Source organism: Vibrio sp. F13 (assembly GCF_020806305.2).
GTDB classification, from domain to species: Bacteria; Pseudomonadota; Gammaproteobacteria; order Enterobacterales; family Vibrionaceae; genus Vibrio; species Vibrio crassostreae_C.
Genome location: NZ_CP170175.1, coordinates 2,850,960 through 2,866,960, shown reverse-complemented (window position 1 = coordinate 2,866,960; position 16,001 = coordinate 2,850,960). Strand labels below are relative to the sequence as shown.

13 protein-coding genes are annotated in these 16,001 nt (G+C 43.3%); 8 read left to right on the top strand and 5 right to left on the bottom strand.

Annotated features, from left to right (window positions below):
- Positions 1–31 precede the first annotated feature (31 nt).
- Entirely contained in the window at positions 32–352 is a 321-nt protein-coding gene (gene clpS, locus LMH68_RS13260; RefSeq protein ID WP_004737430.1) for an ATP-dependent Clp protease adapter ClpS, read from the bottom strand.
- A 585-nt stretch (positions 353–937) separates the two neighbouring features.
- On the opposite strand from clpS, the gene cspD reads away from it, so the two are divergent.
- A complete protein-coding gene (gene cspD / locus LMH68_RS13255; RefSeq protein ID WP_009846336.1) occupies positions 938–1,159 on the top strand; it encodes a cold shock domain-containing protein CspD in 222 nt (73 codons plus the stop codon).
- Between the two features lie 327 nt (positions 1,160–1,486).
- Here cspD and LMH68_RS13250 read toward each other — a convergent pair whose 3' ends face one another.
- Positions 1,487–3,712, bottom strand: coding sequence for an NADP-dependent isocitrate dehydrogenase (locus LMH68_RS13250; RefSeq protein WP_017067848.1), 2,226 nt, complete (start codon positions 3,710–3,712; stop codon positions 1,487–1,489).
- A gap of 321 nt (positions 3,713–4,033) precedes the next feature.
- Between LMH68_RS13250 and LMH68_RS13245 the strand changes: the two genes are divergently transcribed.
- Complete coding sequence (locus LMH68_RS13245; RefSeq protein WP_102398104.1) at positions 4,034–4,762, top strand: pseudouridine synthase; 729 nt, start codon at positions 4,034–4,036, stop codon at positions 4,760–4,762.
- Positions 4,763–4,820: 58 nt separating this feature from the next.
- Here the strand turns inward: LMH68_RS13245 and LMH68_RS13240 are convergent, their stop codons facing one another.
- Both LMH68_RS13240 and LMH68_RS13235 read right to left on the bottom strand, forming a co-directional pair.
- Positions 4,821–5,468: a DUF2057 family protein gene (locus tag LMH68_RS13240; RefSeq protein WP_102427855.1), complete on the bottom strand. Its 648-nt coding sequence runs from the start codon at positions 5,466–5,468 to the stop codon at positions 4,821–4,823.
- Between the two features lie 74 nt (positions 5,469–5,542).
- Positions 5,543–6,562, bottom strand: a complete 1,020-nt coding sequence (locus LMH68_RS13235) for a porin (protein ID WP_102427856.1) — start codon at positions 6,560–6,562, stop codon at positions 5,543–5,545.
- A 514-nt stretch (positions 6,563–7,076) separates the two neighbouring features.
- Between LMH68_RS13235 and dinG the strand changes: the two genes are divergently transcribed.
- The 5 genes from dinG (at position 7,077) to LMH68_RS13210 (ending at position 12,000) form a co-directional block, all read left to right on the top strand.
- On the top strand, positions 7,077–9,152 hold the full coding sequence (gene dinG / locus LMH68_RS13230; RefSeq protein WP_229647102.1) for an ATP-dependent DNA helicase DinG: 2,076 nt from the start codon (positions 7,077–7,079) through the stop codon (positions 9,150–9,152).
- 128 nt (positions 9,153–9,280) lie between these two features.
- The gene (locus LMH68_RS13225) at positions 9,281–10,060 is read left to right on the top strand and encodes a sulfite exporter TauE/SafE family protein (protein WP_017062114.1); all 780 of its coding nucleotides are present in this window, start codon (positions 9,281–9,283) and stop codon (positions 10,058–10,060) included.
- A 22-nt stretch (positions 10,061–10,082) separates the two neighbouring features.
- Positions 10,083–10,631: a primosomal replication protein gene (locus LMH68_RS13220; protein ID WP_229647103.1), complete on the top strand. Its 549-nt coding sequence runs from the start codon at positions 10,083–10,085 to the stop codon at positions 10,629–10,631.
- Positions 10,621–10,791: a pleiotropic regulatory protein RsmS gene (gene rsmS, locus LMH68_RS13215; RefSeq protein ID WP_017055021.1), complete on the top strand. Its 171-nt coding sequence runs from the start codon at positions 10,621–10,623 to the stop codon at positions 10,789–10,791. Before LMH68_RS13220 ends, rsmS begins: the two co-directional genes overlap by 11 nt.
- A 36-nt stretch (positions 10,792–10,827) precedes the next feature.
- Positions 10,828–12,000 carry a cupin domain-containing protein gene (locus LMH68_RS13210; RefSeq protein ID WP_229647104.1) on the top strand — a complete coding sequence of 391 codons (1,173 nt, stop codon included), beginning with the start codon at positions 10,828–10,830 and terminating at the stop codon, positions 11,998–12,000.
- 73 nt (positions 12,001–12,073) lie between these two features.
- Here LMH68_RS13210 and LMH68_RS13205 read toward each other — a convergent pair whose 3' ends face one another.
- Positions 12,074–14,191 (bottom strand): methyl-accepting chemotaxis protein, encoded by a 2,118-nt coding sequence (locus LMH68_RS13205; RefSeq protein ID WP_229647105.1) that lies wholly within the window; start codon positions 14,189–14,191, stop codon positions 12,074–12,076.
- Positions 14,192–14,690: 499 nt separating this feature from the next.
- Here LMH68_RS13205 and emrD point away from each other — a divergent pair, with 499 nt between their 5' ends.
- Entirely contained in the window at positions 14,691–15,896 is a 1,206-nt protein-coding gene (emrD, locus tag LMH68_RS13200) for a multidrug efflux MFS transporter EmrD (protein ID WP_017065927.1), read from the top strand.
- Positions 15,897–16,001: the final 105 nt, after the last annotated feature.

Sequence of the window (16,001 nt, the reverse complement as noted above, 5' to 3'; positions counted from 1 at the left end):
CCTAAGGGAACAACAGTGTTGTTCGAGCAATTTATACTTGCTCCATTGTACATAGTAGCGGATGCTCATTTTCCTTTGAGTACATCGTGACCTGCGCTACCTTTGTTTCCGCTATTTCAGCACTGTATGTGCCGCATATAGCTTTACCTTCATAATGAACCTTGAGCATCACTTCCGTTGCTTTTTCGATATCTAGTGAGAAGAATCGCTCTAGGATCTCGATTACAAAGTCCATGGGCGTGTAGTCATCGTTATTCAACACAACGTTATACATCGCCGGTGGCTTTACTTTTGTTGCTTCTTTCTCCAGTAAATCTGAGCCTGGAGATGCCCATTCAAAGTTTCTGCTCATATCGCTTTGCTAAGGGTTATTTTTCGGAAGTCGTGAGTGTTTACCTAACTCAAATTTACCACATTCACGCTTTACCGTGTACTAAGAAACTGCACCTAGAAACAGTACCAAAAAATATTCCTCTATACTGAGCCTAATCCACCATTTCCATCGCTGCAAATAAAAGATCTCGATTAACAAGATTAACATATGTGATTGATTAAAAAGACGCCATAACTATTGATACTAACGATAAGATTACCGGTAAGTTACTATTTGGTTAATAGTTTGCGGTTAATCTCGAATGTGATTTGTTATTAAAATTGATCACTTTTATACCAATTTACTATTGACTGTGCTCAATCATTAGCTACATTGGAGCTAAAAGGTTTTTTAATACACTTTTGCAACATGAATTAAAATCAGTAACACGCTTCAAAAATTAACAATAAGGAATAATTACGCAGGGTAGCGTTAATTTCCGTAAGCAATGTACGAGATTCAAGCTATTAGCTGAAATTCTTTAGCTGGTAGGAATGATATCAATCGCACTTACAACAATTGATATAACAACGTTAGTAACAAAATGCATGAGGGATGTATAGCATGGCTACAGGTACAGTAAAATGGTTTAACAATGCCAAAGGGTTTGGCTTTATTTGTCCAGAAGGTGAAGACGGCGATATTTTCGCGCACTACTCCACAATACAAATGGAAGGTTATCGAACCTTAAAGGCTGGTCAGCAGGTCGACTATGAAGTAGAAAGTGGACCTAAAGGCTCGCATGCTAGCTCCGTTGTTCCTGTAGAAGGCAGCGCCGTAAAATAGGCGAATGCAAACTCATGTTAACCTCCATCAGTCGTCATTAACGGCTGACAGGTAAACAGAATATTGAAACCGCTCATTTAATACCTGTAACACAGGATTACGTGAGCGGTTTTTTTCGTTTTGGGGGCTCTAAAGTTGCTCACTGGACAATGAGCTCGAAGAGCTACTCCCCTTAAGCTAGGTCTTAAGAAGTATTAGACAGAAAAAAGACGCTTTAACATTATCGTTAAAGCGTCTTTCGTGTTGACTTTATCTATAACTTAGCTATCAGCCTAAGCAACTCGTTAGCAAATCACGTTCATGAGTGACTAACGATGAGTCCAATCACTATGCATCAATAAACGCGTTTAGCGTTGAGCTTGGGCGCATTAGTGTTGAAACCAATGCATCGTCAAGTAGGTAGTAACCACCTAAGTCGCCAGCCACACCTTGAGCGTTGTTCAGCTCTGCAACGATCGCTTCTTCACTTTCAGCCAGTTGACTTGCCACACCTGCAAACTCAGCAGCAAGATCAGCGTCAGCCGTTTGCTCAGCAAGCGCCTTAGCCCAGTATGCCGCTAGATAGTAGTGACTACCACGGTTATCAAGCTCACCTACTCGACGTGAAGGAGACTTGTTGTTATCAAGGAACTCACCCGTCGCTTTATCAAGCGCATCAGCTAGAACTTGTGCTTTAGCGTTACCTGTTACTACGCTCAGGTGCTCTAGAGATGCCGCTAGTGCCAAGAATTCACCTAGAGAATCCCAACGCAGGTGGTTTTCTTTCTCTACTTGTTGAACATGTTTAGGAGCAGAGCCGCCAGCACCTGTTTCAAACAGACCACCACCGTTCATTAGTGGAACAATCGATAGCATCTTAGCTGATGTACCAAGCTCTAAAATCGGGAACAAATCCGTTAGGTAATCACGTAATACGTTACCAGTAACCGAAATAGTATCTAGGCCTTCTTTGATACGAACCAGTGAGTATTGAGTCGCTTCAAGTGGAGCAAGGATCTTAATTTCAAGACCATCGGTATCGTATTCAGGAAGGTATGCTTCAACTTTCTTGATAAGCTGAGCATCATGTGCGCGTGACGCATCTAGCCAAAATACCGCTGGAACACCCGATGCACGAGCACGCGTTACCGCAAGCTTAACCCAGTCTTGGATTGGTGCATCTTTAACCTGACACATACGGAAGATATCGCCTTCCTCTACGTCTTGCTCAAGAAGCACAGCGCCTGAAGCGTCAACAACTTGAACCTGACCAGCAGCTTCAAGGATGAAAGTCTTATCATGAGAACCGTACTCTTCCGCTTTTTGAGCCATCAAGCCAACGTTTGGTACGCTACCCATCGTTGTTGGATCGAACGCGCCGTTCTCTTTACAGAAATCAATAACCGCTTGGTAAATGCTCGCGTAGCTACGATCTGGGATCATTGCTTTGGTATCTTTTTGCTTACCTTCTGGATCCCACATTTGACCAGAAGAACGCAGCATTGCAGGCATAGATGCATCCACAATGATATCGCTTGGTACGTGTAGGTTAGTAATGCCACGGTCCGAATCAACCATCGCTAGTGGTGGCTGAGTCTCGTATACCGCTTGCAGGTCAGCTTCGATTGCTTCTTTCTGCTCTTGAGGAAGCGCATCAATCTTCGCGTAGACATCACCGATGCCGTTATTTACATCAACGCCTAGCTCTTCAAACAGCTGACCGTGTTTAGCAAATACGTCTTTGTAGTAAACCTTAACCGCGTGACCAAAGATCACTGGGTCAGATACTTTCATCATCGTCGCTTTCAAGTGAAGAGAAAGCAGTACACCTTGCTCTTTAGCCGATGCGATTTCTTTTTCGAAGAATGCAACCAAAGCGGCCTTATTCATCACTGACGCATCAATGATCTCTTTATCTTGCAGTGCAAAAGCTGGCTTCAATGTTTTCTTCGCACCATCTTTGCCAACGAATTCAATGCTAACTTCTGTAGCACCTTCAATGGTTACTGACTTTTCGCTACCGAAGAAGTCTTTGTCGTCCATACTTGAAACGTGCGACTTAGAATCTGCAGACCAAGCACCCATTGAGTGTGGGTTCTTCTTCGCGTAGTTTTTAACAGAAAGTGGAGCGCGGCGATCCGAGTTACCTTCACGCAATACTGGATTTACTGCACTGCCTTTGATTTTGTCGTAAGTCGCTTTTACTGCTTTCTCTTCGTCAGTGTTTGCTTCTTCTGGGTAATTAGGAAGTGCGTAACCTTTTGACTGTAGCTCTTTGATTGTTGCTTGAAGCTGAGGTACAGATGCAGAGATGTTTGGAAGCTTGATAATGTTTGCTTCTGGTGTCTTAGCCAATTCACCTAGTTCTGCTAATGCATCACCAATACGTTGCTCTTCGTTCAAATAGTCAGGGAAGTTGGCAATAATACGCCCTGCAAGTGAAATGTCGCGAGTATCAACGTTAATACCAGAAGAAGCTGTAAAAGATTGAATGATAGGCAGCAGAGAGTATGTTGCTAGCGCCGGAGCTTCGTCTGTAATGGTATAGATGATCGTTGGTTTTTCAGTAGGCATGAAATTTCCCTATAGTTCTTACAAGCTCATTTAAAGTAGTGAGCGTGTTATAAATTGACCAGTAAGCCACTCTAAGAGTGAAAACTGCTTACTCGATAGTCGTACTCTATCTTATTTTTCATACAATCTTGATGACAGCATGAACCAAATCCGTGAGTGCGTTGTTATAATAAAACACGAAGGTATAATTAAACAAATCAGGCTTAAGAGTCCATCAACTTGTTCTATTTTGTGTCTTTTAGGCGCGCAAATGATAGCTCAATTCCGTTTCAGTGAAAACTTTTCAGCACACTTCGTTTACATTTTTGCAAGGTAGTTAACATGTCTACTCGCTCACGCAGCGCATCTCGTTCAGACAAACCGGCTCGTTCTGGTGCAACATTAAAACAAAGCGGTAATAGACAAAGCCGAAGCAGTGATAAGAATAACACTGGCAATTCGCACAACAAATCTCACTCAAGCAAGCACCGATATAAAGGCAAGCCTACCAATGCAAAACCTAAGGTTGCGCTCGAAGATCGCAAAGTAATTCTGTTCAACAAGCCTTTCGATACTCTAAGCCAATTTACAGATGGCGAAGGGAGAAAAACGCTAGCGGACTTTATTCCAGTGAAAGACGTTTATGCTGCAGGTCGCCTTGATCGCGACAGCGAAGGGTTAATGGTCTTGACCAACGATGGTATTTTTCAAGCTAAGCTAACTCAACCAAACTCAAAATCCCCAAAGACTTACTGGGTACAGGTTGAAGGCGCACCTTCTGAGGAAGATTTAGATAAATTGAGAAAAGGTGTCGAACTAAAAGACGGCATGACACTGCCCGCTCAGGTTGAGGTGATGTCTGAACCTGTTGTGTGGGAAAGAACCCCTCCAGTGCGTTTCAGAGCCGCAATACCGACAACATGGTTAGCGATTACTATCATTGAAGGGCGTAACCGTCAGGTAAGACGAATGACAGCCAATATCGGCTTCCCTACCCTGCGTCTTATCCGTTACTCAATGGGTAATATGAATGTGGGGCAGCTGCAGCCTGGTGAGTGGAAAGAGATTTAACTCATAGCAATATATTAAAGCGAGATTTACGTCTCGCTTTTTTGTACGTGAAGATTGATTACTTTTGGTCAATTAACCATTTTTGGAATGCTTTACGCTCTTCTTCATTTGCTCTTGAATACCATAGCTTAAGTTGAAGCGTATTTTCAGACTCTTGCACAGTACTGTCGGCAGCGACCGTCGCTCCAACTACTGCACCAGTTTGTACCGCCGCTAGCTCTTCTTTCAACGAACGAATCTTCCCTGAATCAAACACTAAGCCTCTTTCTTTATTGTAGTCTTTTACTAGCTGGGGGATATCACCGTAAGGCAGTGCACCTTGAGATGGAGGCAAAACTTCTTGCACGACTTCTGCATCATCACCGTTTACAGAGATACTGAATATAGGAAGTTCTCTGTCTACATTTTTTTCGATTTTAGCGTACTTTCTACTTAGAAGATCAATATCAACATCAGCATTTTCGGGAACATTAACTACCATAATGTAAGGAACTGTACTGATAAACTCGCGTTTGCCTTTATCGCTCAAATACCCTGTGTAATCTAAAACGAGTTGGTTTTCACCTGAGGTGAATACAGCGTCTTCCACATTATCAATCACCTCACCGTTCAAAGTATTTAGAGTGATACCAGAAGCCAGCTCTAGAGAAGCTGTTGCATATGGTGCAGAGAGCAGACAGATAAAACTTAAATACCACTTGTTCATGTACGATTCCTTAATCAATAAATGTAAAAAAGCCAGCTTAACGCTGGCTTTTATATAGCATAGTTAACTACAAATTAGAAAGTGTAGTAAACACCAGCAATAACGCCATCAGCATCTAGAGTTTGTGATGCGTATTCGAAATCAGCAGTTTGGTATTCAGCTAGGAATAGGATGTTGTCACGGAATGCGTAATCAACACCAACAACTAGGTTAGTAGAGTCGATATCAGAGATCTTAGAAGTACCCGCTGCTGTAGCGATTTCGTCAGTTGTTGCTACAGAGTATGTAGTGTATAGACGAACAGCGTCGATTTGGTAAGCAGCTGCGATACCCATAGTTTCACCGTTGCCGTAAGAATCAGCAGCGATGTCAGCTAGATCCCAGTAACCGTAACCTTGGTTGCCTTCAAATTGTGCGTATGTAACAGCTAGGTATAGGCCACCAAACTCAGCAGAAGCAGAAGCACCAGCAAGAGAGTAATCTACGTCTTTAGCAGCGTCACCAGTGATGTAAGAAGCACCGATAGAGAAGTTGCTGAATGCGTAATCTGCAGAGATACCGTAAGTGTTGTCAACGTCTTCAGTAGAATCAGTGTTAACGTCAGCTACGATTGTGAAACCTTCAACGAATTGACCTTTGAATACAGCGCCGTGGCCAGAAGACTCGCGGTGGTGACCACCAGTAGAGCCCATGTAGTTACCTTCGTTTGTGATATCATCTTTCTGGATAGCGTCAGCAGATTCTGCTAGGTCGCCAGTTTCACCGAAAGCCATACCCCAAGTGTCAGTTTTAAAACCAGCTAGAACGTCATCGAACTTAGCGTTGCTGCCGTCAGTTTCGATTTCGAAAGATGCGAATGCTGTGAACTGGTCGTTAAGCTTCTGCTCAGCGTCTAGTTGAATTTTAGCCCAAGTAGAAACGTCAGCTTCGTTTTTAACTGTTTTAGTTAGAGTCTCGTCTACTTCAGATTGTTGTAGGTAGATATCTACCTCGCCTTTTAGGCCAACTTTAGTATCGTCGTTAGAGTAAATTTCTGCTGCGTTTACAGAAGTTGCTGTAGCTGCGATAGCTAGCGCTAATAGAGTCTTTTTCATAATAAATCCACTGCCTTTTCTAAGAATGGGAGATCCTTGCCCGGTTCCCTTTTATTTTTATGACTGGTCATTACCACTCTTTGTTGGTTAATCACCGTCACTAAATTTCGAGGTCTAGATTGCAAAAGATTATCCTGCGTGTCAAATAAACTAAAAATAGACCTAAAAAAAACACAAACAATTAAAAATCAAACGCTTACATTTTTTTTTCATCATTTTACGAGTAGCTTATCCTTAGTTTTATTAGGAAATATAATAACTATAAAAACCAACAAAACAGCACATAAAACCAATACCAACCATTAATACATCCTAAAAATAGAATTTAACACCTGTAAGTCAGTCTTTTTTAATATTAATATTTCACAAGATAAATAAAATCGTTAAGTTCCTGATGGTTCAGTTTTTTTTTGTGAACGAGATCTACCTTTGATTCAAAAGCAAGCTATTTTGCAGTAAATGTACCGGCTAGTGATATGTGCTACTATCCTCGCTCCGTTACGTAGGTCACAGTATGCTAACTACTAAAATTCAAAATTCTATTCGCACCAGTTATCAAAACCTCCAAGATCAGTTGGACAACTTTGTACCTCGCCGTGCACAAAATTACCTGGTAGCTGAGATAGCGAAGACACTTTGCGGTCAATACCACAAGAGCAGCCGCATGATTGTTGCTGAGGCGGGAACAGGAATCGGTAAATCACTGGCTTATTTAATGGCAACTATTCCCGTTGCGGTTTTAAATAATCGGAAAATCATTATTTCGACCGCAACCGTCGCGCTACAAGAACAGCTCGTCAATAAAGATCTCCCTCTATATAGAAGACTCACCGACAGAGAGTTCTCTTTTATATTAGCGAAAGGCAGGCAACGCTATTGTTGCTCAGAGAAATTGGCAGCGGCTTGCGGTGTTGATGGTGGACAAATGGCTATGTTCGAATCCAAACCAAAGAAAAAGGATATCGAGCAACTTCAAACCATGTATCGTAGTCTGGCTCAAGGTAAATGGGATGGCGATCGTGATTCATGGCCGAAACCAATCGACAATATCATTTGGCAAATGATCGTAAGTGATAAGCACAGCTGCAACAACAGTATGCCAACTCACAGAGATTGCCCTTTCCAGAAAGCGCGTTCAGAGCTAGATAAAGCAGATGTGATTATCGCTAATCACAGTTTGGTAATGGCCGACGCTGACCTAGGTGGCGGAGTTATTCTTCCAGAGCCAGAAAACAGCATCTATATATTCGACGAGGCACACCATTTACCTCATGTCGCTCGAGATCACTCCTCTGCAGCTGCCAGTTTAAAAGGTGCGGCTTCTTGGTTAGAGCGTTTAAATCAATCGATCACTAAGCTTTCTGGTTTAGCGGACGAAAAGCGTGTGCACCGATTTAGAAATGAATTGCAGGACTCCGTACAACAACTGATCCCTACTCTGACTCAAATGAGCAAACAGTTTGACGCAAGCCACTTTGAAGACGGCTTGTATCGCTTTGAGCATGGTGACTTGCCTGAATGGTTAGAAAGTGAGTCGAAAGATCTCAAACAGCTAACTCAAAAGACAAGCCAATCTGTAGCAAAAATCGCTGACCTCATTGCTGAGCGAGTCAAAGACGGAGAGCTTTCCGCAAAACTAGCCGAGCCAGCGCTCGCTGAAATAGGCTTCTATATACAAAGGACAGAGAATCTAGCTCAAGTCTGGCGCCTAATGGCGGAACCTAAGCGAGAAAAAGGCGCACCACTAGCACGTTGGCTTGAGTTAAACAAAGAGAACGAAGGCGATTTCGTTGTCAACGTTTCACCTCTAGAGGTTGGTTGGCAACTTGACCAGCAGATTTGGAGCCGCTGTGTTGGAGCCGTATTAGTTTCTGCGACAATGCGAGCACTTAACTCCTTTAACTTTTTCTGTCACCAAGCAGGTATCAGTCAAAAAGCTGAAGATGGTGTTCAATTCCTTGCTTTGGCATCACCATTTGATTATCAAAACCAAGCAGAGCTGATTGTCCCTGCAATGAAATACGAACCTCAAGCACCTCAGTTTACCGAATATCTTATTGAAATTTTGCCTAAGGTAATAGAAGACAACAAAGCCAATCTCGTTTTATTCTCTTCTTACTGGCAAATGAACAAAGTTGCAGAAGCTTTAGCAACAGGTTTCGTTAAAAAGTCATGGGCTTTACAAGTTCAGGGTGACAGTTCACGCACTGAAATTCTAAAAAAACATAAAAAGCTAATAGAACAAGGCAAAACAAGCGTCCTTTTTGGAACGGGCAGCTTTTCTGAAGGGCTTGATTTGCCTGGAGAGCTTCTTGAAAATCTCGTCATTACAAAGATTCCTTTTGGTGTGCCTACCTCTCCTGTAGAGCAAGCACACTCTGAATATATTGAATCACGAGGCGGTAACCCATTTATGCAAATTACGGTTCCAGAAGCGAGTAAAAAGCTTATTCAATCTGTCGGGCGGTTACTGCGTAAAGAAAGAGATTCTGGTAAAGTCACGATCCTTGATAGACGCATAGTAACGAAGCGATACGGAAAGTCCCTACTCGATTCACTACCGCCTTTTAAAAGAACAATAAAATACTAATATCCCCTGCCCTTGAGGTAGTTATGGGCCTTCATCGCTAGGCCCTTGCATTCACAACCCAACATGACTAATCCATAGATTTTTCATGTGGCTGCCCTATCAGCCGATAACGAGAACACTAGCTATTTATGGAAATGATTGAGCCAACCATGTTGGTCATACTTGCTCTGGTTGCATTTGCAGCAGGCTTTATTGATGCTGTCGCAGGTGGCGGAGGGATGTTAACCGTTCCAGCTTTGCTATCGCTTGGCCTGCCGCCACACATTGCACTCGGAACTAATAAGCTGGCCGCAACGTTTGCTTCATCTACAGCTGCATTCACTTACTACCGTAAAAAGCTGTTCAAGCCTGAGTGTTGGGTCAATGCATTCATATCTACTTTAATAGGTGCGACCATCGGCACACTCACTGTTGATGCCATTAGCACCGAGTGGTTAGAGAAGGTATTGCCGTTAGTCATTCTTGCCGCAGCGGTCTATACCATTTTTCATAAGACTCCAGATGTGAGCCATAATGTGTCTCCTAAGCCATGCCCTGTGCTTAAGAGAAAACAAAAGTACCAAGGATTCATTCTTGGCTTTTATGATGGGGTTGCTGGCCCAGGAACTGGCGCGTTTTGGACGGTAAGCTCTATGGCGCTTTATCGCTTAAACATCTTACTTGCCTCTGGTCTATCCAAAGCCATGAACTTTACCAGTAACTTTACCTCTTTGGTGACCTTCGCGATTCTTGGTCATATTGATTGGGTTCTAGGTTTAACCATGGGCCTTTGTTTGATGGCCGGTGCATTTGTTGGCGCTCACTCTGCTATTCGGTTCGGTGCTACATTTATAAGACCTGTGTTTGTTACAGTTGTAAGCGTACTTGCAATTAAACTGGCATACGAAGCTTGGTTTGTGAACTTATAGGCAGTAGCCAACGGGAAGTGAAATGAATCAATTTTCAAAGCTAAAAAGTGTTATTGATACCTTGATTGGCCATTGCTCGCAGGTTGACAAATCTCGAGGGGCTTATCATCAAGCCTTGTTTGACCGAGCCTTATTTAAATGCGGCGCCTCTGTTTTGCTTCCCTATGCACTTGAAACTCAGGCAACGTACCGCACCATTGTACGTGAACAAACCTCAAATCAACTGACCGCGTCCAGAGCCAACTACCTGACAGAAAAGCTGACCAATCAGATTGCAGCAATCCAAAGAGAGTTAGCCAACCACGATTTACGCTTGGACCGAAAAAGCAAGTCAGGGAAAAACCTTAACGACCTATACAACGAACTCGCCCAGCACCAAGACTGGCAAAAGCGATTGGTCGATTTAGTACGAGTACGAAAGTTAACGTTTGATTCTGCGCCTCGCCACAGTAAGAAAAAAGCGGAAGAGGCTTGGCAGTTAGCAAAAGAGCGATTAGAACGCTGTGAAGACTCAATGAAAAATATTGAGAGACTGATTAACTTAGAGAACCCTAAGCGAAATGAACACTGATAACACACCATCACCACTGGATAACGCACCAGAAGAAGTTAAGTTAGCTGTCGACCTGATCTATCTGCTCGAAAGCAACGAAATCGATCCAAAAGTCGCGTTAGAAGCAATCAAAATTGTCCAGCAAGATTTACAAGCCAAACTAGCATCTAGCATCTAGCATCTAGCATCTAGCATAAAAATATACAGGATTCACATGTACCAACTCAGCTTTTCTATGCCCGAGTTTCTTGAAAACTACTGGCATAAAAAACCAACCATCTTAAAGGGTGGCTTCCAAAACTTCGTCGACCCAATTTCGCCGGAAGAACTTGCTGGTTTATCGATGGAAGAAGAAGTGGATTCTCGCTTTGTCTCTAACCTCGACAATCAGTGGACTGCAGAACACGGCCCATTCTCTGAAGAAAAGTTTGGCGAATTAACCGAAACTCATTGGCAACTGATCGTTCAAGCAGCGAACCACTGGCACCAAGGCGCAAATCAGCTGACTGAGGCGTTCCAAGCGTTACCAAACTGGTTATTCGACGATCTCATGATCTGCTACTCAGCACCTGAAGGCGGCGTAGGCCCACATATTGATCAATACGATGTCTTCATCATTCAAGGTCAAGGCAAACGTCAATGGAAGGTTGGCGCTAAAGATGTTGGCCAATACAAAGAGACTGTTCAAGCGTCTGCACTTCGTCAAATTGAAGGTTTTGACCCAATCATTGATGAAACTTTAGAGCCGGGCGATATCCTTTATATCCCACCAGGTTTCCCACATGAAGGGAGCACGTTAGAGCCGTCAATGAGCTACTCTATTGGCTACCGCTCGCCTAAAGAACAAGAACTGATCAGCAACTTTGCCGATTTTGTGCTTGCTCATGATATGGGTGACGTACACCTGCACGATCCAGAATTCAAAATGCAAGAAGGCTACGGAAAAATTCGTTCATCGGATTTAAGCAATCTCACAGACATGTTGAAATCTGCACTAGAGCAACCTGAAACCATCAGTGAATTCATGGGTTGTCTGCTAAGCCAATCACGCCACCAGCTTGATATCGTTGCTCCAGAGCCACTATGGACTCAAGAAGAGATCGCTCAACACTTAGAGTCTGAAGGTGAGATTCACCGAGTATCAGGCTTAAAGGCGCTCTACCACGAAAATGAAAGCAACACTGCTTACATCAATGGCGAAGTGGTTAAGGTTGATGAAGCGGATTCTTCGTTACTCAACATACTTTGCGATGAGACCATGATTACCTCGGCTACTGCCCTATCTCCTTCGGGCATAACTGTCGTGACTGAATTGGTCAACAAAGGCTACTGGTTTATCGAAGAGTATGCAGCGTCAACCGCTGGTTATTGCCTAGCCTCTAAATAAACAATTAAAAAAGGGACAAATGAAATCTTCATTTGTCCCTTTTTCTATTCAAGAACTGGTTAAGGCTTAATGCTTATACCTTGAACTGATTGACCAACTTCTTTTGTTGTTGAGACAGTTGGTCAATTTCATTGCCGACTTGCTCAGAAGCCGCGGCTTGCTCCAAGATCTTCGCACTCAAATCGCGAATATTAACCACGCTTTGATTTACTTCACCGGAAACCGATTGTTGCTCTTCGGCTGCTCGAACGATCTGACTGTTCATATCACTGATCGCCTCAATAGAAGTAAAGATCGACCCCAGATCTTCAACTGCTTTCTGAACGTGTAGTGCTGTATCGTTAGCTAGGATATTGCCTTCTTGTATTGCTTCAACGACATCTTGAGTTCCAGCATGAACCTTGTCGATCACCGCTCTGATCTCACCAACCGATGACTGGGTGCGACTTGCGAGGTTTCTTACCTCATCCGCAACAACAGCAAAACCTCGACCTTGTTCGCCAGCACGAGCCGCTTCAATCGCCGCGTTCAATGCCAGTAAGTTAGTTTGCTCAGAGATCCCTTCAATCACACTTAAGATCTCGGTGATGTTTCCGTTATTTTTTGCCAATTCTTCAACAATAGGAACAGCACTCGACATACGCTCAACCAGCTTTCTCATTTCACCTGCTGAAAGTTCGATGACTTGTTGCCCTTGTTGAGCAGAACGATTCGCTTCGCACGCTGCATCAACGGCCACTTCTGCGTTTTGTACCACTAAGCCCGCAGTTTGAGTCATCTCTTCTGCCGCTGTCGCCACAAGATCCACTTCTTTAAATTGAGATTCACTGCTTTCTCGAGTGCTTGATGCCGATGCTTTAGCCTGGCTTGTCGTGCTCGCCACTTGCTCAGTGGTGTGAATCACTTCTTTGATCGTGTGTTGTAGCTTGTCTAAGAATAAGTTGAACCCTTTGGATAGCTGACCAATTTCGTCTTGAGATTTCACTTCCAAACGTTGGGTCAAATCACCTTCACCAGAAGCAATATCATTAAGTCGCTCAACCACTTGTCGAATAGGCTTCACAATTGAAAGGGAAGCAAATGCGATAATGGCTAAGCCAAAGATAATAAACACTGTACCGGCGATCACTTCTGTTTTGATGCCTTCACTTAGCTTAGTGCTAATGATGGAATCCAATTTATTTGCGTCAGCGACGACACTGTCTCTTGGGATCTCAAACAACACCCCCCAAGTTTGGTTAGCTGCAACAACAGGTGCAAAGGCAAGTAACCACTCACCGTTCTCGCTCCATTGCGTTGTCACTTCACCACCAAAGATAAAGTCGGTCATTAAATCACTGTTTGTATTGCCACTTTGGAAAGTTGAACCGACTGCAATGCTTGAATCATCAGAAGCGATGACCGAACCATCTAGACTAACCACGTAAGCTTTACCCGCACCGTTAAACAAGCTCTGGTCAGATTGAGTAATCACACTGGTTAAACCATCAAGTCTTAGATCAATACCAAGAAAACCAATAGCAACGTCGTCAACCAAAATAGGGACTGAAATAGAGGACGTAAGTAGTGCTACACCACCACTGTTCACGACTCTCGGCGTACTAATACACGTTTGCCCTGAAGACAAAGGACAGTAAAAACGTTCGCTATTGCTGTCATCATTCAAGATAGATTCTGAAAGAACGTTCGCTAGAACATTTTCACCGTTATCTGCCACCTTCCAGTAAGGAGCAAAACGACCTTTTTCGTTAGAACCAACATAATCAGCATCGACATAATTCGCATCTTCACTATCGAGCAAGTCAGGCTTGAAAACTAGATACGCTCCTTGAATAGAGTCGAAGTTTAAAACCGAGCGACGAACCATTTCATCCAAGGCGGTACGAAGCTCTTCACTTGGTGTAAAGTTTTCGTCTGCATTGTTTTTTAGAAACTGAGCACTGGCCGCAAGCATCTCTGCGCGGTAAATAGCTTCGTCTACATAACGTTGAGTTTCTTGAGCGTTTAGCTGAGAAACAGACGCCAGCAACTGCTGAGTTTTATTGATAACTGATTCTGAACTTTGAGATTTGATGACTTGTTGATTGCTCGTCGCGTTGTAGATCGAGAAACCAATAAGAGACAGTGACGTAATGATTAAACAACAACCTGCTAAGAGGGTTATTTTCCACTGTACCGATAGAGAGCGCATTTAATATCCTTATTTAAGCCAAAAGACTTCCATAACCATAACTATCACATCGACAACGAATTGCTGTACACAATGTAAATGAGTTAGACGAATAGCTTAGCGGATAATTACAGCACAAATTGCTTACATATAAAACGAAAGTTTATACAAATGTTAATAGAGCGTGTTTTCTTCCTTTTTTCTGTGATTTCAAATGATGTACTCATATAATCATTAGCTGTGTTGCTTAGGTTTTAGCGCTTTGGACATAGCCAGAACATCGATATTTAAAGGAAGCCCACTCCACCCTCTCCCTCTTTAAAATGCAGTAACTTCGGATTAGTTTTTATAATCCAAGTTATAGATTTTTATCTTGCTCAACTTCACACTTTTTGATTGCTAAGCCCGCAATCAAGATCTAATATCTCGCGCCTAGATTCCCTGAACACTTTATTCATTTGGCTCTCCTTTAATGGAGCGCTAAGGCTTTTTACGTCTTAATTTTTGGAGAGATACGCAAATGTCCGCCTCGTTTCCATTAGCGAAACTTACCTTTTTAATCGCTATTCTGACTGCCGTAGGTCAAATGACTCAAACGATGTACGTGCCTTCTATCGGTCATATGGCAGGTGAGTTCTTAGTTTCGGCATCTTCACTGCAGGCAGTGATGGCGTGTTACTTGATCCCTTATGGTCTGTCGCAATTTGTTTACGGCCCACTTTCAGATCGCCTAGGTCGTAAACCGATCATCGTGATTGGTTTGATCATCTACATCATCGGTACTTTGGTAGCATTGTTCGCTCACGAATATGAATGGTTCTTAGCGGGCAGCTTTATCCAAGGTTTGGGCATCGGTTGTGGTGGTGCGATGTCTCGTACATTGACTCGCGACTGTTTTGAAGGCGCAGAGCTGCACCGTGCAAACAGCTTGATTAGCATGTGTGTGATTTTCTCACCATTGATGGCTCCTGTACTGGGTGGTTACCTAACAGAAGTTTTCGGCTGGCGTTCTAGCTACTTATTCCTTGCGCTGTTTGGTATTGCTGTTGTGATCACTATGATGACGAGCATGATGGAAACACTGCCGAAAGAACGACGCAAGCATGAATCGGTTGCCAACAGCTACAAGTTCGTTCTGTCTGATAAACGTTTCCAAGGTTTCTTATTGGTATTAGTCGCAACCTTTGCTGGTGTAGCCGTATTTGAAGCAGCGGCAGGTGTGTTGCTTGGTGGCGTACTTGGCTTACCGGCAACCACAGTAAGCTTGCTGTTTGTCTTGCCTATTCCAGGTTACTTAGTCGGTGCAGGCTTATCTAGTTACATCGCACAACGTCGCTCTGAGCGCCGTGCATTGAATGTTGGTCTGGTTGCGATATTGGTAGGCTCAACAGTGGTATTGATACCGGGTCTGTTTGGTCAAACAACAGCATTAACTTTGATTGGCGGTGCCACAATTTACTTCTTGGGTGCTGGCATATTATTCCCAGCAGCAACAACAGGGGCACTTTCGCCATTCCCGTACCACGCTGGTACTGGAGGTGCGATTTTAGGTGGTATGCAAAACCTAGGTGCTGGCATCGCAACACTATTGGCATCGTTCTTCCCAGCTCAAGACCAACTGCCACTCGGTTGCCTGATGATTGCTATGTCATTCATCGCTATGCTTGGTTTACGTTGGGTTAATCGTAAACCTGACCACTCAAACGAAATGCCATTGGCTATTTAACGTAAAACTCGAATCTTGCTAAACAAAGGAAAGGGACATACTGAAAAGTGTGTCCCTTTTTGTTGCACATTTATTCCTTCCACTCTCACGTATCAGTAATTTCAT